General features: G+C 64.8%; 24 protein-coding genes and 1 pseudogene. 11 read left to right on the plus strand and 14 right to left on the minus strand.

All coding sequences use genetic code 11. The features are described 5' to 3' along the window. Positions 1 to 126: 126 nt before the first annotated feature. The gene (locus ACRWNM_RS35880; RefSeq protein ID WP_431972613.1) at positions 127 to 1,053 is read right to left on the minus strand and encodes a zinc-binding dehydrogenase; all 927 of its coding nucleotides are present in this window, start codon (positions 1,051 to 1,053) and stop codon (positions 127 to 129) included. Positions 1,054 to 1,135: 82 nt separating this feature from the next. Here ACRWNM_RS35880 and ACRWNM_RS35885 point away from each other — a divergent pair, with 82 nt between their 5' ends. After that, positions 1,136 to 1,588 (plus strand): MarR family winged helix-turn-helix transcriptional regulator, encoded by a 453-nt coding sequence (locus tag ACRWNM_RS35885; protein WP_431972614.1) that lies wholly within the window; start codon positions 1,136 to 1,138, stop codon positions 1,586 to 1,588. Positions 1,589 to 1,928: 340 nt separating this feature from the next. Here the strand turns inward: ACRWNM_RS35885 and ACRWNM_RS35890 are convergent, their stop codons facing one another. Beyond that, positions 1,929 to 2,054, minus strand: coding sequence for a hypothetical protein (locus ACRWNM_RS35890; RefSeq protein ID WP_431972615.1), 126 nt, complete (start codon positions 2,052 to 2,054; stop codon positions 1,929 to 1,931). Positions 2,055 to 2,224: 170 nt separating this feature from the next. Between ACRWNM_RS35890 and ACRWNM_RS35895 the strand changes: the two genes are divergently transcribed. From ACRWNM_RS35895 to ACRWNM_RS35905, 3 genes are read left to right on the plus strand one after another with little or no spacing between them, the layout of a single operon-like run. Then, positions 2,225 to 3,301 (plus strand): tyrosine-type recombinase/integrase, encoded by a 1,077-nt coding sequence (locus tag ACRWNM_RS35895; protein WP_431972616.1) that lies wholly within the window; start codon positions 2,225 to 2,227, stop codon positions 3,299 to 3,301. Further along, on the plus strand, positions 3,298 to 3,627 hold the full coding sequence (locus tag ACRWNM_RS35900; protein ID WP_431972617.1) for a helix-turn-helix domain-containing protein: 330 nt from the start codon (positions 3,298 to 3,300) through the stop codon (positions 3,625 to 3,627). Before ACRWNM_RS35895 ends, ACRWNM_RS35900 begins: the two co-directional genes overlap by 4 nt. Next, a complete protein-coding gene (locus ACRWNM_RS35905; protein ID WP_431972618.1) occupies positions 3,627 to 5,198 on the plus strand; it encodes a hypothetical protein in 1,572 nt (523 codons plus the stop codon). The genes ACRWNM_RS35900 and ACRWNM_RS35905 overlap by 1 nt, the downstream gene beginning before the upstream one ends. A 97-nt stretch (positions 5,199 to 5,295) precedes the next feature. Here ACRWNM_RS35905 and ACRWNM_RS35910 read toward each other — a convergent pair. Together ACRWNM_RS35910 and ACRWNM_RS35915 are read right to left on the minus strand one after the other, a co-directional pair. After that, positions 5,296 to 5,826 (minus strand): annotated as a pseudogene (locus ACRWNM_RS35910) (transposase family protein); the annotation flags it as partial. A 44-nt stretch (positions 5,827 to 5,870) separates the two neighbouring features. Continuing rightward, positions 5,871 to 6,650 (minus strand): alpha/beta fold hydrolase, encoded by a 780-nt coding sequence (locus tag ACRWNM_RS35915; protein WP_431972619.1) that lies wholly within the window; start codon positions 6,648 to 6,650, stop codon positions 5,871 to 5,873. A 98-nt stretch (positions 6,651 to 6,748) separates the two neighbouring features. On the opposite strand from ACRWNM_RS35915, the gene ACRWNM_RS35920 reads away from it, so the two are divergent. Both ACRWNM_RS35920 and ACRWNM_RS35925 read left to right on the plus strand, forming a co-directional pair. After that, on the plus strand, positions 6,749 to 7,162 hold the full coding sequence (locus tag ACRWNM_RS35920) for a MarR family winged helix-turn-helix transcriptional regulator (RefSeq protein WP_431972620.1): 414 nt from the start codon (positions 6,749 to 6,751) through the stop codon (positions 7,160 to 7,162). Positions 7,163 to 7,206: 44 nt separating this feature from the next. After that, positions 7,207 to 7,419, plus strand: a complete 213-nt coding sequence (locus ACRWNM_RS35925) for a hypothetical protein (RefSeq protein ID WP_431972621.1) — start codon at positions 7,207 to 7,209, stop codon at positions 7,417 to 7,419. Positions 7,420 to 7,457: 38 nt separating this feature from the next. On the opposite strand, the gene ACRWNM_RS35930 is transcribed toward ACRWNM_RS35925, so the two are convergent. Then, positions 7,458 to 8,546 carry a serine/threonine-protein kinase gene (locus tag ACRWNM_RS35930; protein WP_431972622.1) on the minus strand — a complete coding sequence of 363 codons (1,089 nt, stop codon included), beginning with the start codon at positions 8,544 to 8,546 and terminating at the stop codon, positions 7,458 to 7,460. 127 nt (positions 8,547 to 8,673) lie between these two features. Here ACRWNM_RS35930 and ACRWNM_RS35935 point away from each other — a divergent pair, with 127 nt between their 5' ends. Both ACRWNM_RS35935 and ACRWNM_RS35940 read left to right on the plus strand, forming a co-directional pair. Continuing rightward, positions 8,674 to 9,090, plus strand: a complete 417-nt coding sequence (locus ACRWNM_RS35935; RefSeq protein ID WP_431972623.1) for a hypothetical protein — start codon at positions 8,674 to 8,676, stop codon at positions 9,088 to 9,090. A gap of 226 nt (positions 9,091 to 9,316) precedes the next feature. Continuing rightward, positions 9,317 to 9,640 (plus strand): putative quinol monooxygenase, encoded by a 324-nt coding sequence (locus ACRWNM_RS35940; protein WP_431972624.1) that lies wholly within the window; start codon positions 9,317 to 9,319, stop codon positions 9,638 to 9,640. A 741-nt stretch (positions 9,641 to 10,381) separates the two neighbouring features. On the opposite strand, the gene ACRWNM_RS35945 is transcribed toward ACRWNM_RS35940, so the two are convergent. From ACRWNM_RS35945 to ACRWNM_RS35955, 3 genes are all read right to left on the minus strand, one after another. Beyond that, positions 10,382 to 10,897, minus strand: a complete 516-nt coding sequence (locus tag ACRWNM_RS35945; protein WP_431972625.1) for a hypothetical protein — start codon at positions 10,895 to 10,897, stop codon at positions 10,382 to 10,384. A 76-nt stretch (positions 10,898 to 10,973) separates the two neighbouring features. Next, positions 10,974 to 11,222: a hypothetical protein gene (locus tag ACRWNM_RS35950; protein WP_431972635.1), complete on the minus strand. Its 249-nt coding sequence runs from the start codon at positions 11,220 to 11,222 to the stop codon at positions 10,974 to 10,976. Between the two features lie 171 nt (positions 11,223 to 11,393). Next, entirely contained in the window at positions 11,394 to 12,257 is an 864-nt protein-coding gene (locus ACRWNM_RS35955) for an SDR family NAD(P)-dependent oxidoreductase (protein WP_431972626.1), read from the minus strand. A 101-nt stretch (positions 12,258 to 12,358) separates the two neighbouring features. Here ACRWNM_RS35955 and ACRWNM_RS35960 point away from each other — a divergent pair, with 101 nt between their 5' ends. Next, entirely contained in the window at positions 12,359 to 12,940 is a 582-nt protein-coding gene (locus ACRWNM_RS35960) for a CGNR zinc finger domain-containing protein (RefSeq protein WP_431972627.1), read from the plus strand. Between the two features lie 190 nt (positions 12,941 to 13,130). On the opposite strand, the gene ACRWNM_RS35965 is transcribed toward ACRWNM_RS35960, so the two are convergent. Beyond that, positions 13,131 to 13,904, minus strand: coding sequence for an SDR family oxidoreductase (locus ACRWNM_RS35965; RefSeq protein ID WP_431972628.1), 774 nt, complete (start codon positions 13,902 to 13,904; stop codon positions 13,131 to 13,133). A 179-nt stretch (positions 13,905 to 14,083) separates the two neighbouring features. Between ACRWNM_RS35965 and ACRWNM_RS35970 the strand changes: the two genes are divergently transcribed. Next, on the plus strand, positions 14,084 to 14,263 hold the full coding sequence (locus ACRWNM_RS35970; RefSeq protein WP_431972629.1) for a hypothetical protein: 180 nt from the start codon (positions 14,084 to 14,086) through the stop codon (positions 14,261 to 14,263). 392 nt (positions 14,264 to 14,655) lie between these two features. On the opposite strand, the gene ACRWNM_RS35975 is transcribed toward ACRWNM_RS35970, so the two are convergent. The 4 genes from ACRWNM_RS35975 to ACRWNM_RS35990 all read right to left on the minus strand — a co-directional run bounded on the left by ACRWNM_RS35975 (position 14,656) and on the right by ACRWNM_RS35990 (position 19,544). Continuing rightward, a complete protein-coding gene (locus tag ACRWNM_RS35975; RefSeq protein WP_431972630.1) occupies positions 14,656 to 16,026 on the minus strand; it encodes a lipase family protein in 1,371 nt (456 codons plus the stop codon). Between the two features lie 305 nt (positions 16,027 to 16,331). Next, on the minus strand, positions 16,332 to 16,934 hold the full coding sequence (locus ACRWNM_RS35980; RefSeq protein WP_431972631.1) for a cutinase family protein: 603 nt from the start codon (positions 16,932 to 16,934) through the stop codon (positions 16,332 to 16,334). A gap of 319 nt (positions 16,935 to 17,253) precedes the next feature. Beyond that, complete coding sequence (locus ACRWNM_RS35985; protein WP_431972632.1) at positions 17,254 to 18,435, minus strand: helix-turn-helix domain-containing protein; 1,182 nt, start codon at positions 18,433 to 18,435, stop codon at positions 17,254 to 17,256. Positions 18,436 to 18,791: 356 nt separating this feature from the next. Then, on the minus strand, positions 18,792 to 19,544 hold the full coding sequence (locus tag ACRWNM_RS35990; RefSeq protein WP_431972633.1) for a cutinase family protein: 753 nt from the start codon (positions 19,542 to 19,544) through the stop codon (positions 18,792 to 18,794). A 200-nt stretch (positions 19,545 to 19,744) separates the two neighbouring features. Between ACRWNM_RS35990 and ACRWNM_RS35995 the strand changes: the two genes are divergently transcribed. Further along, positions 19,745 to 20,422, plus strand: coding sequence for a TetR/AcrR family transcriptional regulator (locus ACRWNM_RS35995; protein ID WP_431972636.1), 678 nt, complete (start codon positions 19,745 to 19,747; stop codon positions 20,420 to 20,422). A 333-nt stretch (positions 20,423 to 20,755) separates the two neighbouring features. Here the strand turns inward: ACRWNM_RS35995 and ACRWNM_RS36000 are convergent, their stop codons facing one another. Next, entirely contained in the window at positions 20,756 to 21,940 is a 1,185-nt protein-coding gene (locus ACRWNM_RS36000) for an alanine--tRNA ligase-related protein (protein WP_431972634.1), read from the minus strand. Positions 21,941 to 22,507 lie beyond the last annotated feature (567 nt).

Consider the following 22,507-nt stretch of genomic DNA (forward strand, 5'->3'; position numbering starts at 1 on the left):
TCTACGTGGCCAATCACGCCGAGGACCAGGTGGTCATCGTGGACGGCACCCTGGTGCCGATGAGGTGCCCGCCCCGGCAGGTGGTGTCATGCGGTACGTACGGCGGTGGACTGGCGGGCTGGTGCGCTACGGGACGTAAACGATGCGGTCATCGGTTTGGGCATTCCATGTCTCGCTGACCTGAGCGAGGGGCACGGGACGGGCCTGCACGGCGATCGCGTCGGTGTGCACCGCAGCGGCGAGTTCCGGCAGCTCCGCGAGGAAGTCGCGGGCCGGTACCGAGCCGATTCCGCTGCCGCAGATCTGCAGCCGCGACGCGCGCAGCAGCGAGGAGTCGACGGGAATCGTCTGACCGGCGACGGATCCGATCTGGATCCAGTCCAGCGGAGCGCTGCGGTCGCGGCGGGCGGTGATCATCGCGGTCATCGCTCGGGCGGACGGTTCTCCCCACACGTAGTCGATGACAATGTCGACGTCGGCGGCGCGGTCGGCGCGCTCGAAGGTCACTGTTTCGTCCGCGCCGAGGTCGTGCAGTGCCTCGAGCCGGGAAGCGTTGCGTCCGGCGGCGATCACGTATGCGGCACCGAACCGTTTGGCGATCTGCACCGCCATCCGGCCGGCGCTGCCGGTGGCGCCGAGGACGAGGACGCATTGACCCTTCCGGAACGCGATACGGCGACGCAGCGCGACCCAGGACGACATTGCCGGGTTCATCGCGGCGGCGATGCGCACCGGGTCGGCGTCGTCCGGCAGTAGCACGCTGCGGCGGGGGTCGATCACCGTCTGCTCGGCGAGCGTGCCCAGGTCGCTGTCGTCCACCACCGTGTACCTGAGATTTCCGTGCTGGTCGCGTACGACGGCGTCGACGCCGGGAACGAACGGGAACGTGCCGGTGCTGCTGTAGTGCGTGCCGTTCGCCCGAGCCCTGACCAGTTGGTGCAAACCTGCCGCGAGAACGTCCACGACCATCTCGTTCTCCCGCTGGGCGACCGGGGCGGGGTACTCGCTGTACCGCGGCGGAGCGTCGAAGCTGGTGACAACAGCGGCGTGCATGGCAACTCCTCGTATTTGATTGGTATTGCAAACTAAATTGAGTTTGGTTGGTAATGCAAACTATGTCAAGTAGGATCCGGGCATGGGATCTGACGACGCGCTCGAGGACGCTCTCGTCCGGACGTCATTCCGGGTGATGGCCGTGCTCACCCGCATCGGTTCGGAGCACGATCTGTCCCTCACCCAACTGCGGCTGCTCGGCCTGCTGCGCGACCGCCGACCGCGCATGACCGATCTGGCGGCGTTCCTGGGGCTGGACAAGTCCACGATGTCGGGCCTCGTCGAACGGGCAGAGCGTCGAGGCCTCGTGGCGCGGGGCAAGTCGCCGCAGGATCGCCGGGTGGTCGATGTGTTCATCACTCCGATGGGCAGCGAACTCGTGCAACGGGTGCAGGAGGAGATCCACGCGGCCCTCGCGCCCTATACCGCACGTCTAGCTGAGGACGACCGCCAGGTGCTCACACAACTGCTCGATTCCCTTTCGGGAAGGCCAACGGGGGACAACGGGAAAGAAGGGTCGACGAACGCACTGTGAGCCCAGATCAACGCACCGACCCCGATACGGGAACGCCGAGCAGGGAAACACCACCGGCGATCACGGGCCGGGATCGGAGACCGGTGACGGGCCGACCTCGGAAAACAGGCATTAGCTTGTGCGCCAACTCATCTGGCACAGGACAGCGGACCCGTCGTGAATGGCATGCCAGCGCTCGAGCGTGGATTGCTCGCCCGTCAACCGCTTCGGTCCGTGTTCGGCCCAGCAAGCGCTGTGGGCGACGACCGCCTAATCCACTACCCGGCCCAGCCTGTTCGACAGATGCCAGTGATCGGAGGCCTGCACGGCCCCGGGGAGCGCCCGTCGGGCACCCCTGGCATCAGGCGGTAGAGCCGTCGCGCACGATGATCTCGACACCGGGATGTTCGTATGACCATGCCCGCGATGAATCGAGCTTGCGATCGGGCAGCACGTCGATCCATTCGTGGGTGGCGGCGTCGATCATAAGAAACAATCCCGGAGTTCCCTGAGGTCAGAGGCAGCGATCAATCTCCAGGCCAGCGGGTTTCGGTCGATAGAGAGATCATTCGGCTGATTGAGCCTTCTTCAGGCTTTCTGAAGTTCTATCGTCTTCTCCGTCGCTCGTGCATGGATGGTGAAGGCGAGGAGGTTCGGGTGGGATTGGCCGCGGTGCGGGAACTGCGTGATCGCCGGGTTCCGGCGAGCCCGGAGCAGATCGCCGAGTTCGAGACCGATGCGCTGTCGGGCTTCGTACTCGCGCGAGCGGCAGCAGGATTGGCCGACAACACGATTCGCGCCGATTTGTCGAATCTCGAGCAGATCCGGGCGTGGTTCGGGCGCCCGTTATGGGATATGGAACCCGCGGATGCCGACGCATATTTCGGTCGTGTGTTGCGGTCGGCGCCGCGGAACACTTCGCTGGCGCGGGCACAGGCGCTGAAGACCTACTTCAGCTTCCTGGAACTGCGCTATCCAGTCGAAATCCATATTCTGACAGGGCGAGTCGTCGAGTGCCCGATCGACGAGATCAACCGGCCACGCGGGCAGCAGCGCGCCGCGCTGCGGATCCCGCCCAGTGTCGAGCAGATCGACCGGTTGTTCACCGGTTGGCGTCAGGAGCTGATCAGCTGCCGCAAGTTCGCGCCGACGGCCCGCAATTTCGCCGCGGCCCGGCTGATGGCGGATGTCGGGATCCGTGTCAACGAGACCCGCAGCCTCGACCTGGCGGATGTGAAGTGGGATCTGGGCCGGTTCGGCAAATTGCATGTGCGCCATGGGAAAGGGACTCGTGGCAGTGGGCCCCGTGAGCGGATGGTGCCGCTGATCAACAACGCTGACCGGGCTCTGCGCTGGTTCGTCGAGGACGTCTGGTGTTGTTTCGGCGACGACCATCGCCGTCTCGGCGCGCCCCTGTTCCCGTCCGAACGCAAGAACATTGATGGGTCGGCGGCCCGCATCAGCAGTGAAACACTGCGGGCCGCACTGGCGGGCGCGGCCGCACGGCATCTGCCGGAGTGGTCGGATCGACTCACTCCCCATGTCCTGCGGCACTTTTGCGCCAGCCAGCTCTATCTGTCTGGGATGGATCTGATCGCGATCCAGCAGACCCTCGGCCATGTTTGGGTCGCGACCACGATGCACTACATCCATGTCCACCGCACGCATATCGAAGATGCCTGGATCGCCGGCCAGCAACGCGCGGCGGACCGGCTGGGAGGGCTGTTGTCGTGAAATGGAACCTGCGTCTGGCCGCGGCCAACCGTGGTATCTGGAAGGCCAGCGAACTCCAGCGCATGCTCGCCGAGCACGGGCTGACCATCAGCGCCGGGAAGATGTCGGGGTTGTGGTCGACCGACTCGCTGACCAGTATCAAACTGGCCGACCTGGATGTCATCTGCACCGTTTTGAATTGCGAGGTCGGCGAGCTGCTGCTCCCCGAACCCGACAAGGTCAGCCGCCAACCCGACGGCGCGGACGCCGCGCCAGCCGCGCTATCGGCTTCCAGCGGGCAGGTGGTGCCCAAACGCCGGGACGGTCGTTCTCTGCCGCCGATCTGATGGGCGGGATCCGGCCGGACAAGGCGGCGGCCAGTTGCGCGGAGTGTCTGTGCTGGGGCGTGCTGCCCGGCACCTGTTGCCGCTCCTGCTATACCTTCCGCAACCTGCACCCTTCCGGTCGCTGCAACGCCTGCCGTCGGATCGTCCCGGTCAAGGACGGCTACTGCCGCTTGTGTCGGACCCAGGCACTCGCCGCCGCCAAGGCGGCCGGGAAAACCGCAGTCTCCGAACCTTTTCTGCGCGCGGTGCGCTATCAGCAGCTGTTCTTCGCCCGCATGCACCGCGACCATTACCGGGTGCCCGGCAGGGTTCGTCTCGGCAAAGCTGGGACACGCGGCCAGCGGGCCCGCCCGCTCGAGCCCGCGACGACGACGGCTCCGCCTGGGCAGCAGTTGTGCTTGCCGTTGGATCTTCGCCGTGACTACAGCCGGTTCGACCGCAACACCCATGCAGACCCCGCAGATCCGATCGTTATTCAAGCCCGTTGCATCGCAAGAGATTTCGGCGAAGCACGTGGATGGTCGCACTGGCTGATCAAAGCCGTCGGACACGGACTGGTCGTCGTGCTGTCCCGTCGTGTCCCTGGCGAGAAAGTCCGCTATTCCGAACTCGCGACCATCGTTCGCCACCACGGGCGCGTCGCGGAAGTCCTCAACCACCTCGCGCTGCTGGATGACGACCGTGTTCCCGCGTTCGACACCTGGCTCGACCGCAAGCTCGACGGCGTCACACCCGGCATCAGCCGCGAGGTCGAGAACTGGACCCGAGCACTCCAACATGGCGGGCGCCGCACCCGGCGCCGCGACCCGCATACCGGGCGGGCCTACCTCAACTCCATCCGGCCAGCTCTGCTCGACTGGTCCATCCGCTACGACCACCTCCGCGAAGTGACCCGCGACGACATCCTCGCGGTCACGGATGCCTTGCGCGGCAGCCGGCGGCGTCACACGTTGATCGCTCTGCGGTCCCTATTCGCCTTCGCCAAGAAAACCGGTGTCGTCTTCCGCAACCCGACCGCTCGGATCCCGGTCGGGCCGAACACCTACAGCGTCCTGCAGCCCCTGAACCGCGCCGCGATCACCGAAGCAGCCAACGCTGCCACCACACCAGCTGCCCGACTCACCCTCGCCCTCGCCGCAATCCACGCCGCACGGACCACCGACATCGGACGACTCAAACTCGACGACATCGACCTCGGCAACCGCAAACTCACCATCGCCGACCGAACCCGTCCGCTGGACGACCTCACCCATCGGGCCTTGACCGAATGGCTGGCCTACCGCCATACGCACTGGCCCAGCACCGCCAACCCCCACGTTCTGATCAACCGCGTCACCGCTGTCCGCGACATCCCCGTCGGGCGAGTCTGGATCACCAAGGCGTTCTGGGGACTCACCGCCACCCTCGACCGCCTCCACATCGACCGCCAGCTCGAAGAATCACTGACCCACGGCCCCGACCCACTCCACCTGACCGCCGTGTTCGGCATCAGCCCCGGCACCGCCATCCGCTACGCGGCCGCCGCCCGCCAACTCCTCACCACACCCGCCGAACTCCACCAGACCCCCTGAATCAACACGAACTCAAGCACTATCCTCGGTCTGAAAGCCCTCCGGCCCTCGAGTTCCCACTGAAACTCCTTCACTTCCGCTGAACTCCGGGCTTTCGCACGCTGGAATACCGCTGCCCGCGACGCAACGCGAAGTCGTCGACGCCCAGCACTTTCGGCACTGGCCGATTCGGCAGCGGAATACCCAGCAGCGCCCGGATCGCGGTATGACGCGACAACCGGAACGCCATCGCTGACAGCAGCCGCACACTGGCTCGTCCGGCCATCTCGCGCACGACCGACTGCACCTGCTGCGTCACACGTGTGGTGCGACGCTGATGGCGGCCGAGGACACCGGGCACCTGTTCTCGAAACGTCCTGCGGCAGTTCTGTGTTGGGCACACCGGTCGCCGAACTCGGACCCGTGGCATGACGGACCAGCCGTCGACCGGAACGTCGACCACGGTCCGATGGTGACTCGCGTGCAACCGCGTTGATTCTGCGCCGCAGCCCGGGCAAGCGGCTGGACTATCCGGCGTCCGCGCCCGCACCAAGATCCGCTCGCCCTCATCGACCACATCCTGAACCACCAATGGGCGTAACCATGAAAAGACGACGACGGCAGCAACATTCACCAAAAACACCGGCACATCGTGCCGTCACCGGTACCTGATCACCACCGAAAGTGGGCCGTTCATCCGGCACTCCCGTCGAATTCGATAACGAGGCGGGCGAGGGTGTCGGGGGACTCCGATTGGGGGAGATGTCCTGCGTCGGAGATGATTTCGAGGCGTGCCCCGGGGATCGCGTTCGCGTAGGCGGTGGCGTGCGTGAGAGGGATCATGCGGTCGCACTGACCCCAGGTGATCAGTGTTGGGGTGGTGATGGCCGGGAGGCGGTCGAGCAGGGTGGGGTCGGTCATGGCGGTGCCGCCGTAGGTCTGCAGGGTGGCGCGGTTGCCCGCAATGGTGGCGAGTCGTTGCGGGGGAAGGGAATTCATGTCGATGCGAAAGGCGTCGGAGTGGCAGTAGCTGAGGTCGGCGACCTCGTCCATGGTCAGGGCGAAGAAGTCCGCGATCGGGGTGGCTGGGAGATCCAGGCCGGCGGCGTTCGCGATGACCACCCTGCCGACTCGTTCGTTGGACAGCAGGGCGATCTCGGCGGCGATCCAGCCGCCGAGGGAATTGCCGATCACGGTGACATCGGGTAATTCCAGTCGATCCAGCAGCTCCACGTACAGCCGCGCCAAATCGGCAATGGTGGTGAGGGTTTCGGGCCGCGGTGTGCCGTCGAAACCGGGGTGAGTGGGGACGATCACCCGCCGTTCGAAGCGGTCGGCCAGCAACGCGGCGAAGCCGGACACCGAGAGTGGCCCGGCGCCGCCGTGCAGCAGGAGCACTGGCCGTCCATTGCAGTGGTCGGTGACGGTCAGCTCGATGGGTGTGTTGTCGAGGGTGAAGCGGTGGATGGTCATCGGAGTGTTTCCGTTCTTCTGGGCAAGCCAACGATGTAAGCAAGCTTATATAAGGTTCCTTATATCAACAACCTGATTTCGTGGGTTATGATCGGCCGGTGGAACCCTCGTTGCAGCAACTCGGGCAGGCGGTGAAGCGCCTGCAGTGGCGACACCATCGGGAGGCCAATCGTCGGCTGGCCGAGGTGGGCTTGTCGATCGCGCAGTGGGATGTGCTGCGGAATCTGCATGAGCGTCCGGAGGCGTCGCTGCACGAACTGGCGCAGTTGACTTTTCAGACCGACCAGTCGATGGGGACGCTGGCCTCCCGCATGATCGAACGCGGCCTGCTGGAACGCGTCGCCAGCCCCGGACGAGCCGTGCGGCATCGGCCAACGGGTGAGGGGGAGCGGGTGCGCCGCGCAGGCGCGAGTTTGATGGACGAGGTGTTGAAAGAGACCATCGGCGTACTGGATTCGACCGATCGCGCAGTGCTGTACCGCCTGCTGATCGCAGCCGCCGCGGGAGAGTAGTTGTCGCGACAGCAGAGCCAGGGCGTCAGGTCCGAGCACGACCGTTGCTTGACGATCTGCGGCTCGAAGATGCTGTCGCGGTCACGGGGCATGTCGATCCGCCCGTGACCGGTCGCCTCGCCGCCAGGCTCCTCGACCTCGCTTTTCTGCCTGCTGCTGACGTTCGTCGTCGCGATACCGATGGCGATTCTGCTGATACCGGTCACCGCGATGACGAGCGAAGCCACGACGGGATGATTGTCGGAGCAGCGGCGTGATTGTGCTACTTCGTGTCCGTGGCGATCGCAGCGGAAGCTCAGCGCGCACACGACCCGGACGGCGAGCCCAGCGCAGGTGCGGTGGGGACGCCCGGGTTGCTCGCCGATGTCGGTGCCGCAGTGGCGCAGGTGACCGATGTCGGGCTCGTGGGGGGTGAGTCGTGGTGCGTACGATCGCTGGTCACCCACCAGGCGATGGCGGCCACGACGACGAGGACGACGATCCACGTCGGTCCGGGCCGGTTGCGGCTTCGTGGTTGCGAGGCCGGATTGATCCGAGTGGTGGCCGGCCTGGACGGTGCGGGTGTCGCTGTGGGTGCGGCGCGGAGCGCGGCTCGCGCCGCCGTGGCCAGGTCCCCCGCCGTGCGATAACGGTCGTCGGGGTTCTTCGCCATTCCCCGCCCGATGACCGCGTCGAATGCGGCAGGCACCGCTGCCGATGCGGACGGTCGTGGCGGTGGCGCGTTCAAGTGGGCGGTGATCTGCTGCTCGATGCTGTCCCCGGGGAATGGTTGGGAGCCCGTCAAGCATTGGTACAGAACACAAGTCAGGGAGTACACATCCGAGCGGGCGTCGCAGGCGCCGTGCAGGAGCCGTTCCGGTGCGGTGTAGGCGAAACTGCCGATTGCCGCACCGGTGGTGGTCAAGCTGGAGTCGCCGCTGCCGACAGCGATCCCGAAATCGATCAGGTACGCGAAATCGCCCGCGGTGACGAGGATGTTCGAGGGCTTCACATCGCGGTGCACGAGCCCGGCCCGATGCGCTGCGTCGAGGGCCGAGCCGATCTGCCGGATGTACTCCACCGCAGTGTCTTTCGCTATCGGTCCGGTGCCGAGCAGGGCGGCGATGTCGTGACCCTCGACCAGCCGCATGTCCAGATAGAGGCGCCCGTCGATCTCGCCATAGTCGTGGATCGGGACGACATGCGGTTCGCTCAACCGCGCCGCAGCGTGCGCCTCCCGCCGGAATCGCTCGCGATATTTGGGGTCGTGCGCCAGATGTTGCGCCAGCACTTTGAGCGCCACCACCCGATCGGTCTCGGTGTCGTAGGCCCGATAGACCTGCCCCATTCCACCCGCGCCGAGCATCTCGAGCAGCCGGTACCGCCCGAATGGAGTCCCATCCACCCTGTACGACTATCACATCGGAGCCCAGATCTCTCCCCGAATCATCCCTGTCGCAACAATGCTCGCGGACTTCGCCGGAAATCCACCGAAGACACGGTCTCAGGGCGGACGTGGTAAGAATTTTCGAGTGACAAGCAGCCCCGACCCGGATCGTCCAGCGCGGTCGAAGTCACGGAAGGACCTGGTCGAGCGTTCGGCACCCCTGCTTCCCGCAGGCAGTGAAATCCGGCAGGTGTTCATCTGCCAGACCGCGCCCAGCTTCGTCTTCTTCCTCATCACATATCTCACTGGTCTTACGATGTTCTGGAACAAGTACCGTTGCGTGGCAGTCACTCAGAACGCCATATATGTGCTGGAGAGCAGCAAGTTGTCGGGCGGCGCCAAGCCGCAGCAGCTGGTGGGCGCGTTGCCGCGACACACCCAGCTCGGTCCGGTCTCCGGCCTATGGGGGCAGGTGAACATCCTGGGCCAGCGCCATTGGGTCCACAAGCGCTTTCACGACGCAATCGCTGCCGCCGACCATGAGGCCGGCCTCACCCGCTGAAGCACGGGCCGGTCAACCGGTTTCCCGTACTCGACCTGTTCGAAGCCGCCAGGGACATGAGCTTCACTCGCTGCCGCACTCACCCGCTACGAGAAGGTCGCGAAAGCGAAATCGGCGACATGAGACACCGTCTTTGGCCAGCTGAGTTCCTGAGCATCTCCCGTCGTAGCCTTGAACCAGCCAGTGGCTGTGTCGCGGCATCCCGACCAACCGTAGGAGGCGCGTGATGATCTTCATCGTCGTCAAATTCAAGACCAAGCCCGAACGGGCGGACGAATGGCTCGACATCGTCGGCTCGTTTACCGCGGCTACCCGAGCCGAGGAGGGCAACCTCTGGTTCGACTGGTCTCGCAGCGTCGACGACCCGACCGAATTCGTCCTGGTGGAGGCATTCCGAGACCAGGCCGCCGGCAGTGCACACGTCGGCAGCCCTCACTTCAAGGCCGCAATGGCCGAACTTCCCGCGGCCCTCGCGCAGACCCCGCGCATTATCAGTCAGACCATCGATGCCACCGACTGGTCCGAAATGGGGGAGATGACCGTCGAATAGCCGCGTCTGTGAAACGCCGCATCGCAGCCCGGCTTCGCTGGAGTGGTGGGCGTTCTGGCGACTGTCTTGATGACGGTATCGTCAGCGCTCGGATTGGGTGCTGATCGATGGCCATGAGCACCGAGGTAATTCGGTGCGGCTCGCCGGGGATCAGTGGGCCTGGCAGATACTCACCCAGTGTCTTCGGCGAGCCGCCGGTGAGCTGTTCTACGTCGCCGTGGCGCGTGGAAAGCGGCCGTTCCATTGTTGTATGAAGTGCGCCCTGCTGGGCCTGCGACAGCCGAGGCCGGGAGCTGGGGCTGGGTAATCGTCAACCGGCAGCCAAACAGAGGTGCTCTTACAGTGGAATGGTTCTATGTAGCTATGTGCATCTGACGATGTCTTCGGCCGGATAATCGCTCAACGTGCAGGCGAGGCAAAGAGGCCAACAAACGATCGAGCACAGCGACATCGACTACGCGCGCGATCACTGCCTGGCTGTGCCGGTGAATTCCAACGTCGTTCATCGGTGGACCGCGACGTCAGGGAGCAGGTCCAAGTGTTGTTTTCATCGATGAAAAGTGACGTCACCGGATCGGCGTGTCCAAACGGTGAGCGTGTCGGAGGAACACGCCCCGTCGGGTCGTCCGATGGACGGCTCGAGTTGGTCAGACGCTGTCAGTCGGTCACCGTCAGCGCGAGCAGGGCAGCGTGAGACCTCGTGATCACCACGAAGTGATCGACGATGTTCGTGTAGTAGCCCTAGCCCGGTGTGGTGCAGACGGTGAGCCGAGGCTTGTCCCAGACCACGGCGTCGGTGTTCTGGTCGTGGCAGCGGGCAGCGTTCGAGACGCCTTCGTAAACCGCTGTGAGGCGGCTTGTTTCAGGTTCATGCGCGTCGCAGTCGACGCGACGCCTTTCCCTGACATCGGTGAAGTTCCAGCAATCACCGACCCGGAAGTTGTTGGCGAAGCAGTAGAGGGCCAAGCGGACGCCGTCATCGGTGCGATGGTGGTAGGAGACCGCGGCCATCGGATCACCGCATTCCATGCCCGCGGTTTCCGGCGCGAGCTGATACTTCTCCACCAGGCGATAATTCGCCTGTACAGAATCGCAATCGGCGGGTCCGCCGACCTGGTTCATGCGATCGTAGAGGGCGCACTCGCCGATCTCGAGTCCCTCGTAGATGTTCGGGTAAGCGGCGGCGGTGCCCGAGCTCGCCAGGCTCACAATTGCCGCTGCGATGCCGACGGTGAATCCCCCTAGGTGACGACGCATGATGGATTCTCCCCCTTGATGTTTCGAACGATCGGAGATGAGGCTACTCGGCCACGGCGATGTGGGCCCAACCAGGTCATGTCGACTTGTGCGCCGAGCTGCAGAGATCCGGTGTCTTGATCTCGGCGGGGGATTTGTCGATACGGATACCCCGCCAGCTGGGATGACGCAGTCCCTCGGGGGTAGCTTCCCGGTATTCGATATCGGCGACCAACTCGGGCTCGACCCAGTGCGCCAGCACGGCGGCGGCGCGTCGAAAGGTGTGTCGGGGCGGGCGAGTTCGTTCAGGCGGGTGCGTAGACTGCGCCGTCCGGCGATTTTCCATCCGGTCCCGGCGGTGGTGGACCGACACGAGTCTGTCCACCACCAACGGTGACTGCTGGCACGCACCAAGCGCTGAGGGTTCAGGGCGACCAGGGTCCGCGGCCCGGTCATCCGTTACTTTGCCGACCACGTCGGCAATCCTGCAACAGCGGCCGCAGCCTGCGGGGGTTGTCTATCCGGTGTGGACGTGAACGCGGGGCTCGGCGTCGACCAGGCTGGTGAGGGTCGCCCATTCGTCGAGTTCGGCGAGGCGTGCGGTGAGCGCGGTGCGCATACTGTCGGCGCCGGCGATGCCCAGGGCGAGGCGGCGGGGCGGGGTGTCGCCGGCCACGGCTGTGCGGATGGCGGCGGCCACGCGATCGACGCCGGAGAACGCCGATGCCGGCAGCGCTTGGATCGCCAGCAGTAGAGCGCGCACCGTCTGGTCGTAGTCGGCGTGGGTTGCTGTAGCCGTGTCGAGGTTGGACAGGAAAGGCGTTGCGGTGAGGCCGGGCTGAACGAGAGTCACGTGGATTCCGAGTGGCGCCACTTCGGCTGCGAGCGCGTCGGAAAGCCCTTCGACGGCGTACTTGGTGGCTGCGAGCAGCCCGACGCCGGGATCTGCGGTCTGGCCGTAGTAGGACGAGCCCTGCAGGATGTGCCCGGACCGCTGGGCCCGCAGCACCGGCAGTGTCGCGCGCAGCACGTTGAGTACGCCGAAGACGTTGGTGTCGAAGATCGCCCGTGCCTGCGCGTCGGCTGCTTCCTCGACCGCTCCGAAGAGTCCGTAGCCGGCGAGGTTGGCGACGATGTCGATGCGGCCGAAGCGAGCCACGCTCTGCTCGACCGCCTTCGCGACGGCTGTCTCGTCGCGCACGTCTGCCTCGATCGTGAGAAGTCGGTCGGGTTCTCCCAAGTCACAGAGAGTTTCGGTGTGTCGAGCCACCGCGACCACAGTTTCTCCGGCCGTCAGCGCCTGAACTGCGAGCTCGCGTCCGATGCCCGAGGAGGCGCCGGTGATGAACCAGATCGGTGGGGTGTTTCCTGCATTCGTCATGTTGTGAGCGTAACCGTTTAGCTAACAACGTTTCAAGTCGTTTCAGCGCAGATGTTGTGATCAACTGGGTTAGCCGCTTGTCGTGTTGGTATCGTGGAGGAGTGGAGGCGACGCGTGAGGCACCGAAGTGGAGCGATGATGCGGCTGCCTTGGTGTTGCAGTTCGTCAACACCAGAGCCGACGGCGCGGGGCGTGTCGAGGTCTTCGGCACTGCTTCGGGATTCGCGGACTGGGCGATCGAGCATGGCCTGGTCGACGCCGCCATCGTGGTGACCGACTCCGACGCGGTGGCTGCGCGTGAGCTTCGCGACGCATTGGTCACGGTGCTGCTGACACACTCGGGTGATCCAGATATCGGTGACGCCCAGATCGCCGAGGCGGAACGGTATCTGCTGCAGGCCGGTGTGCGCTATCCGCTCACAACGGTCGTCACCGCGGAAACGGCTCAGCTTCTCGCCGGATCGACCGGTGTCCCCGGCGCTTTGGGTGCCGTTCTCGCCGCGGTGACCGAGACGGCGCAGCGCGGGGACTGGATGCGGATCAAGGCATGCTGCAATCCGCCGTGCCACTTCGGCTTCATCGATCGCACCCGCAACCGGGCGGCGCGCTACTGCAGCCCCGGATGCGGATCGCAGGTGTCGATGCGCGCTCTTCGGCAGCGCCGCAAGCAAGCCAGCTCCTGAAGGACTCGGTCCACCAGAACATCGACCGCTGCGGCAATGCCGGCCAGAGCATCGAGAGCCGCCAGATCAGGTTCGGAGCCAGCGCGGCAAGCGTTCCCGCCGACGACAGGCGTCGCGTGAGACCCGACGCCTGTCACTGCGGCAACCACCCGACTGCGCAAGGGGCACCCCGCCGTCCCGGATGAATGGCTTACGACGGCTGCCGGGTCGGCATGATCGTGACCTGCTGCAGGTTCACGTGCGCGGGCTGGGACGCCAGGAAGTTGACGGCCTCGGCGATATCTTCCGGATCGAGCCAGGTCATCGCCTGTTTCGAACTCTCGAGCCATTCGTGGGCGCCGGCGTCGGTGACGTGGCTCTGCAGTTCCGTGCCGACGATGCCCGGCTCGATCGCGGAGACACGAACATCCTTGGCGCCGAGTTCCGCGCGCAGGGTCCGCGACAGGTGCGTCACGTAGGCCTTGGTGCCCGAGTACACCGCGAAATTCGGGAACAGGTTCTGCGCGGCGATCGAGGACGTGTTGACCAGGTCGGCCACGCCCTTGTCCGCGGCCGCGGCGATCAATTGCGGTAGGAACGCGCCGATGGCATTCATCAGGCCGGTCACGTTCAGATCGATCTGCTGCTGCCACTGCTCGACCGGCAGCTCCTCGACGGGTGCGGGCAGCATGACACCCGCATTGTTGAACAGCAGATCGGCGGTACCGAGTTCGGCGGCCACCCGCTCGGCCGCGGTGCGCAGGGCCTGCGCATCGGTGACGTCGACGGTCAGGGCCAGCGCCGTCCCGCCCGCCTGTTCGATCCCCTCGGCCAGGAGTTCGAGCCGATCGGCCCGGCGTGCGAGCACGGCCACCGCCGCCCCGGACGCGGCCAACCGCTTGGCAGTGGCCGCGCCGATGCCGCTGGAGGCACCGGTCACCACGGCAACGCGGCCGGCGAGCGGGGAGGTGTTGTGAGTAGTCATGGGTGTGATCTCTCCTGTGTGTCGTCCGCGGCGGATGCGCCGCGCATTCGATACAACAGCGGGAACAGGGGCCGCGGCCGGCCTAATTGCGCCTTGCTCGACCTAGGTTCGGCGAACCTGGGTCCAGCAGACCGACCTTGGTTGCGATCTGTGGCTGCCGTGTCCGTCAGACTGGATCCATGGAGCACAATGCCGAGCTGAAGGAGTTCTTACGCACCCGCCGCGCGCGCCTGAACGTCGATGACATGCAGATCGGCGGCACGGGCGGGGTACGCCGAATGCCGGGGCTGCGCCGCGAGGAAGTTGCCCAGCTCGCCGGGGTGACATATCGGTTACGCACTCCTCAAATGCTCGCCTGAGCCGGTGAGCGGTGACAGGTGGGCGTGAGCGGAAAGTCTCACGCAGGTGGCGTGGTCGCGGCGCGCCGGATCCCGCCGAGCCGGTCTGTGGACGACATTGTTCGCCGCGTCCACGACGGAGACGGCCCGTTGCCCCTCACCGAGCCCGCCAGCTGCCACGCTGGCGGGCTCGTTGCAGGCCAGCGCTTTCGGCCACGAATCCCCGAACTCGCGTCAGCCGCTGGGCGATTCCGCGCGGTCCGAAGCAACCAGCGCTGGGCTATGGAAGATCAACTGGCCCTACTCCTCTGGGTCGGCCAAACGCACCATATTGCCGATTTCAGGATGGGTCGAGTTGTCCCTGGCTGGTTACTGTCGTGCGCGGCTGGGCTTTGGCGCCGATCGGTCACCAATCAGCGCTCAGTACTCCGCAGGGCAGGCTGAGCGTGCGAGCGAGAAGGTGCTTCCGGCAGGCGTGGGACTTTTTCGTGCAGTGACAGTCCAAGTACGACCCTGGTTCCGGTTGCGACTATTTCAGCCATTCCGCGTATGCCTGCCAACGTCAGCGCGACAGACCGGAACGTATGGGTGCGCGTGTCCGTGACCGGGATACCCGCGATACGATCCTCCAGCCAATTCAGACTCATCGGCGTCGACAAAGGCAGCAACGTGAAATGCTCGCTCAAGCTATCGCGCACATAGGTGACCGTGGCACCTCCTCGGCGATATCGGTCGACCTGGCCCTCGACACACTCGAGGTGGACGACTTGGTCGTGCACAGGCTGGATCACCAGCAGCGGGCAGGCAGGCGTCCTATGACCTAATCGGAGATCGCCGAGCATCGATTGCAGGTCCGGTTCGGCCAATATCTCGGCCAATGGCCGACGGAGGAAGTCGTCGACATTCTGACTGGCCAGCCGCCAGATCGCCGCCACGGGAGTCATCCTGGCCGCCTGTTCGAGAAACTCGAGTCCTTCGGGGCTGAGGTTCTCGTCGATGATTCGATCCAGAATGGGGTAGATACGACGTATCGCCGCGATCACGATTGCCCCGAAACCCGCGAAATATCCACCGTTGAGACGCGCGAACACTTCACCTGGATCCCCTACCGGCGCACCGAGGACCGCGCCGACGATATCGAGCTCCGGTGCATAAGTCGGTGCCATCTCCGCTACCCAGGAACTCGCCATACCGCCGCCTGAGTAGCCCCACACCGCGACGGGGGTATCGATGTTCAATCCGAGAGGCCCGAACCTGAGCGCTGAGCGTATTCCATCAAGGACGCGGTAGCCAGGCTCGCGAGGAACCCCGAAGTTGCCATGCAGCCCTTGGTGGTCGGCGATGCTCACGGCCCAACCGCGACGCAGGGCGTTAGCGACCAACATCCACTCCAGCTGGGTGACAGACCCCAGTGCTCGCGCGCTACGTCTCAGCGCGTATGAGGGTGCACAGCGGTCAGTGACCGCGTCGATAGCGGACTGGAAGGCCAGCAGAGGTCGGTTGGTTCCGCGGGCCGCGCCGTTGGGAAGCATTACGGTGGTCACCGCTACCTCCGGCTGTCCGTGCAGATCGTTGCTGCGGTAGAGCAGTTGCCAGGCCGAAACCTGTTGCGGAACAACGCCCATCAGTGCAATTTTCACGGGTCGGCTGCGCAGGATCGTGCCGGGTGGATGGGCCGCAAGGTTGGCTGGTGCACGCCAGAACGCATCCTGTGACGGTAGCTCTGGTCGGTCCGTCCCCGGGACTGGCGACCAGCCGAAGAATCGTCCTCGGACAGTGGTCATCGCGAGCTCCTCGTATCATCCCCGCATCGGAGGATCTGTTGATGGGAATGATCCGGACCGCTCACCGCAATAGGTCAACCCGACAATGGGGTTGATCTGGAGTCATCAATTGGTATGTTGCGCAACGGATTACCCGCTGTACGACGCGATCAAGGCATCGTAGACGGAGGCTTCGACCCGCGGGCTCATTCAGCTCGTGCTGATTCGAGGATCCAGCCGGCTGCCCTCGCCGTGTGGGCCCGACCGGCATTGCCGACGGCCTGTGAGCAATGGCCCACGCGGGTGGACGTCGCTGCCGTCCAGGGTCAGCTGGTGGCTGAGAGTACGCGGGCGGCTGCAAATTTCGCGCCCGCCTCAGTGGAGCCGTCGACGATGTAGGCGACGTGATCCAGAGCGCTCACCCCGTTGTTGCACACCGGATCTCCGGAAGCGCAGTAGTCGGCCCACTTCGGCGAGTATGTGGGACTGCCGGCGGCAATGGTCTTACCTGTGAGCCGAATCGGGTTACCGAAGGTCACGACGGCGACGACGCGCGAGGCAAGCGAGGCGGGGATGGCTGTGCCGGAACCGAGGACGGTCTTGATGCCAGCCGCGATGTCGGTCACGGTAGCGCCCTGGGAGTATCCGCCGATGACGAAACGCGTATTCGGGCATCGCGCCGCCACTGAAATGACATGTTCGGTCATTTTCGTTGCTCCGGATCCCGCGCTGAGCTGGGCGGGGTCGGCGAGATAGTCGACAGCGTAGGTGGTTACAGATTTGCCGGGCAGTTCGGCGATGAGAGCTTGGGTGAACGGGCCGCCGACAATGCCGAGGCCGGGCAGCTCCAGGGTGCCACGTGCGAAGGTGACATCGACGTCTGTGCACGAGGCCGCCGATGCGGTCGCCGCGCTGAACGGGAAGCCCACCGTGGTGCCTGTGATCACGAGCCCAGCCACAGCGACCAACGCGGCGGTCCATCGGGTACGGCGCTCCGGCGCCGACCTAGCGACCATCCTCGAAATGGGCGCTGCGGTAACAGATTCGAACTTCAAGGTGGTTCCTTCACGTTGAGGCGCGTGGTGCACCGGTGATCGGGTGCTACGAATCTATGCGTCAGCCTCGAACGGGAGCTATGCCCGATAGCAAAGGAATTCAGCGATCTTTTGCGGTGCGATGAGTGGAATATCGTGCCAGTGTTTGTCATCCGCGGACAAGGGTGGCGCGCTCTTTTGTCACCGATGCAAGTCAGCCGGTGACCGTACTCGCTGTCGGGAAGGGGACGGCCTGGAGGGCGAGAATCAGCTCGAGCCGCGTTTGCGGGTCGTAGAGCGCGTCACCGAATTGTTCCTCGAGCTGCCGAAGCCGGTACCGGACCGTCTGCGCGTGGACATTGAGGCGGACGGCTGTTTCAGCGACATTGCTCCCGAGGAGCAGCCACATCAGAAGTGTCTCGCAGAGGCGCGCGCGCTGAGCCTCCGGCAGCGCGCTGATGGGGGCGAGGGCACGCGCGTTGAGGTGGCGCAGAAGTTGTTGGTCACTGTGCAGCAGCAGGGTCGAGAGATGATCTGCGCATCGCAGGATGCCCCCGCCGGGGAGGATGCCGTTCTCGGTTAGGCGCAGAGCACGTGTTGCCCAGCGCAGTGAGTTCGCTGCCTCGGAAAGCGGCACGGTCGGGCCTATCGCTGCTGGGCGATGGCGCAGTGCGAGGGTCAGGGCCCGCTCGCTGATTCGCCCTGAGTTCGGGTCCGGAAGCAGTAGCCGCGGTGGGTGCGCATCCATATCAGTTAGGGCGTCGAGCAGTGTCGGCGTCGGGTTCTCGCGGATATCGTCCGAGTCCCGTGCTGCGAGAACCACGACGGCGACATGTTCGGGTATGTTCCATCGAGCGCTGTGGGCCAGCTCGCGAATGACATCCGGCGATGTGGGCGAGTCACCGATCAGCAGATCGAGCAGATGCCGACGGCGGCGTTCCAGTTCGTCGGAGTCGCGTAGCCGCGCCTCTGCGTAGCCGGCCGACGCCGCCTCGGCGACTTCGTGGACCGTGCGAAACGCCAACTCACCCAGCGTCGAGACCACTGCGGAGTCCAGCCCTACTTTCTCTACGGTGCGGCCCATCAACCGCCAGGCATGCAGGCCTCCCACCCGTAGCGCCGATTGCACCGCTTCCAGGCTTCGGCCTTCACGGGCCGCATTCCACCCCAGTTCGTAGTACGCCGCCATAATCTCCTGATCCTGGCCACGCGATTCGGCGACATACTCGACGAACAGGGTCAGCGCCTGGACCACACCGATGCGGAGTTTGTCGCCCAAGGCATGTTCGGCCTGGGCATACTCCGGGACCTGGGCGCGGACGGCGTCCTCGACCTCGGCGGCTACGGAACCGAGCTGATCTCGCAGCCGCTGGGCCAGATCAGGTGGAACCCACACGGCCGGAAGGCTCCGCGAAGCAGGTGCAAGTGTCGGTGCACCGTTGGTCCGAATGCGGTTCATACCCCTGAATTCTCGTTGATGACGTGCAGTGTGCACGCCCGCGGTCGCGGCGGAGACCGCGCGGTAACCGTGGAATCAGCATGATCGTGTTTGCCCTTGCCCACTCCGGATACAGGACGCGGTGGCCGTGTCCTTTGCTGGCTCCGATTGCCACTCGATGTTCGGGTCGGACTCACCGGTCACTCGCGGGGCGCGGCATCTGCGGATGGCTGTCGCCGTGCTGTGTGGCCGCGGCAACAGAGCAGCCCCGTTCCTGTCCTGGTTCGGGAAGGAACGGGGCTGCTGGCGTCCGGCTACACCTTGGTTGCCGCGAATGCGGCTGCCGCTGCGGCGTCGTTGCCGTAGAGGAGGTGAGCGGCGCCGTTCAGGCCGCCGGCCTGGCATATCGGGTCCCCGGAGGCGCAGAAGTCGCGGGTGCGGCTGGCGTAGGTTCCGGTGACGCTCTTCCCCAGGGCGCGGATCGGGTTGCCGAACAACAGCAGTGCGGCGACTTTGGGTTCGATCGCGGTTGGGATCGTGGCCGCGATGTCACCTCCGACCACAGCGCCCGCGCTGCTGATGCCGATCGAGTTGTCCACTACGTTGGCGCCCTGGGAGTAGCCGATGAGGATGAAGCGTTGTTGCGGGCAGGCTGCTGCTTGGCTGCTCAAGTGGTTGACCAAGTCGCGGTTGCCTTGCTGCACCGACCAGGGCTGGATGAGGCTAGCAGGATAGTCCACCGCATACGAGCTGGTGGTCTTGCCGGTCAAGGCCTTCTGCAGTGCGGCATACAACGGCTCGCCGATGATGCGACCCAAGCCCTCGGCTTCGAAGGTTCCCCTGGCTGCGACCACGTCGATATCGGTGCACGTCGCGGCCGCGGTCCTGGGCGATGCGGTCGTGGTCGGTGCCGGTGCGGCGGTGGACGGTGCCGTGGTCGAAGGTGCGGTCGTGGACGGGTCCGCCGTTGCCGAAGCCATAGCGCCACCTCCCAGCATCAAGACGACTGCACACACCTGCGCAACGTGGCTGAACCTGTTGCGCGGGAACGACTTCCAATTGCCCATAGCGAATCACACTTCTTCGTGTCGACCTGAGGAGGGTCCCCGATCCGCTTCTTACTAAGCGGTCGGTCACCTCGTGACGCGGATCACCGTACTGGCGGGTAATACGACCGTCAACGATCTGCTTCGCCGCGAATCTCCAGCTAAATTGGAGCCAATCCTGTTGGCACCGAGGATGAGTCGTTACGTTGGGACTCGTGGGAATGAAGCCGACACCAGCAGAGGAAGCCGCGAAGGCTCTACCGGGCCTCCTCAACCGGTCGCTGGAACAGCAGATCGAGCGGCATAGATTCCCTGCGGGCTATCGCCGGATATTTCACGTCGCGATCGAAGCGTTCGCCGAACGCGGCTTCTATGCGACAACGACCCGCGAAATCGCTGCTAGGGCGGGACTGAGCCCGGCTGCGATCTTTGTCCACTTCAAGACGAAAGAAGAGATACTGCACCGGATTGCGGTCGCAGCCCTCGACCTCACCGAAGAAATTTCGGTCTTGGCGGCAAACAGCTCGCAGGTACCCACCGACCGCCTGCGCGCACTGGTCTGTGCGCTCACCGCGTGGCTCGCCCACCACGGAGCGTCGGTACGGGTGGTGCTCAATCAGCTCGACGCGTTGACCCCCGAACATCAAGCCGAGATCTTCGACAAGCAGCGGGCACTCAACCAACTCGTGCGCGACATCATGACCGACGGCGTCGAACGCGGCGAGTTCGATGTCCCCGACATCGCCACCACCAGCATCGCGGTGCTGTCGATTTGCGTCGACACCGCTCGCTGGTACCGACCCGGCCATCACCGCACCCCCGTCGAGCTCGGTGACCACCACGCAAAAACCGCCCTGCGCATGGTCGGCGCGAGGGAAGCGCGCCAGCCCGCGGAATGAGGATTCGGCCGGCGGGTGTCGTGGCAGTCCAAATGGAAACCGTGTTCGGCGCCCGGCACTGAGCGTAGATCGAAGTAGCGGCTCGCCCCGCCTCGGTCGCGCTCTTGACTTGCCGTCGGGAAACCTTGAAGTCCCGAGATCAGGCGCGGGATCGTGTCAGTCCGCATCAGCTCGACGGGTGATCCGCAGCTCCGGCTACATGGAGTGCGGAGATGGTACGACTCGCTGGGGTGACATATCGGTTACACACTCCTTAGAGCATTCTGACCTATTCTGGTGCATCAGAACTTGCACAACCGTTGGACCTGCTCGCCCTGTCACAGCCCTGATATGTCAACTGACACCGGCTTCGGTGTTCAGGTACACCACGAGATCGCGGGGCAGGCCGTGGGTGTCGTGCAGGTAGTGGTAGTCGTCGTCGGTCAAGGGTTCAGTGAAACGGCTGTGGGACAATACCTTTCGTCCGCGCTGGAGCAGCAGATCGAATTTGCGTTCCTCATCGAGCAGGATGGTGCGCACCTCGTGGGAGTGAACAGATTGCCGGAAGTTCCCGAGGGTGTGTTCCACCAGCTCGATCGGCAGGTCGGACAGGGTGCGGGTCGGATCGTCGCGCCACAGCGTGGTCAGGGTGCGGCGGATCAAACGGCGGAGTACATGACCGCGACCGGACGGGGATGGGGTGACCCGGTCGCCGAGGACGACGATGCTGGATCGCAGATGGTCCGACAGCAGTCGCAGCGACGGTTCGTCCAGCGGGCTCCAGATTCGGGGCAGGGTGGTCAGCCAGGGCTGGAAAACGTCGATCTCGAAGACGGACTGCGTGTTCCCCAGGATTCGCACCAGCCGTTCCAAACCCAGGCCGGTGTCGATGCCCGGCCGACACATTGGTTCGAGGCTGCCGTCGGGATGCCGGACGTATCGCATCATGACGTGATTCCACACCTCCACCCACCGGTTATCGGATGTCGGTGTGCCCTGCGGCATTTCGTCTCCCGTCCAGACGAAGATCTCGGAATCGGGTCCGCAGAGTCCGGTCGGGCCGTTGGACCACCAGTTCTCGTCAGTGGTCGGTTCGACCGGTAGGCCCAGCTCATCCCACGTGCGCCGCGACTTGTGGTCGGGCTCGACCTGTTCGTCACCGCCGAACACCGTGACGTATATCCGGCCGGGGTCGATGCCGAAGCCGTCGCGCAGCAGTTCGAATCCCCAACGCAGGCTCTGCGGGCCGCCGTAGTCGCCGAGTGACCAGGACCCGAGCATTTCGAACACGGTGAGGTGGGTGTCGTCACCGACCTCCTCGAGATCGGTGGTGCGCAGGCATCGCTGCAGGCTGGTGAGTCGCTGGCCCAGCGGTTGGGGTCGGCCCATCAGATATGGGGTCAACGGGTGCATCCCGGAGGTGGTGAACAGCACCGGATCCCCCGGCGACGGAATGAGCGATCCGCCCGGCGTGAGTTCATGCCCGCGTTCGTGGAAGAAGTCGAGGAAGGTCTGAACGGTCTGGTCTGTGGTGATCATGGTGGTTGCTCCATCGATGTGAAATCGACCGGAAGCGACCGCACATGGCAAGTCCGGCAACAAGACCGACGCGCACCAGCGGACCGTTTCCGGTCGCCGGCATGGGAGAAGAGGTCAGGCGGCAGCGACCAGCGAGCTGAGAGCTCGTGCGGCCGCGGCAGCGATTCGTGAATTGACCTTCATGACTGCATGGTAGCAACCAGGCCCTGCGAAGCACGACCCATTTATCGGCCGATGGAGTGATCAGGCACCGGTCAATTGCAGGATGAGGCGCACATCGGTGTAGCCGGGTGGTGCTGGGGTACTCACGTCGCTGCCAGTCCCGCACGCGCACAGCGTCAACGCCGCCGTGACGCACACAGAGCCGAGAACCTTCCCGAATCCGAGCATTTGTCCTCCAACAGCTTGGCGGACCTCATGCTAGGCAGCCCCGGCCAGGGCACACGTCACCCCGAGAGCTAACTGACACACCGTCTTTCGATACTCGAGGGCCAACCACGCGGTGATGTTCATACCAAATTCCAGGGACGGTCGATCCGTCCGGCAACGGCTGCGGTCGCCGGTCCG

It is taken from the genome of Nocardia sp. bgisy134 (assembly GCF_965341865.1).
In the GTDB taxonomy this organism is placed as follows: Bacteria; Actinomycetota; Actinomycetes; order Mycobacteriales; family Mycobacteriaceae; genus Nocardia.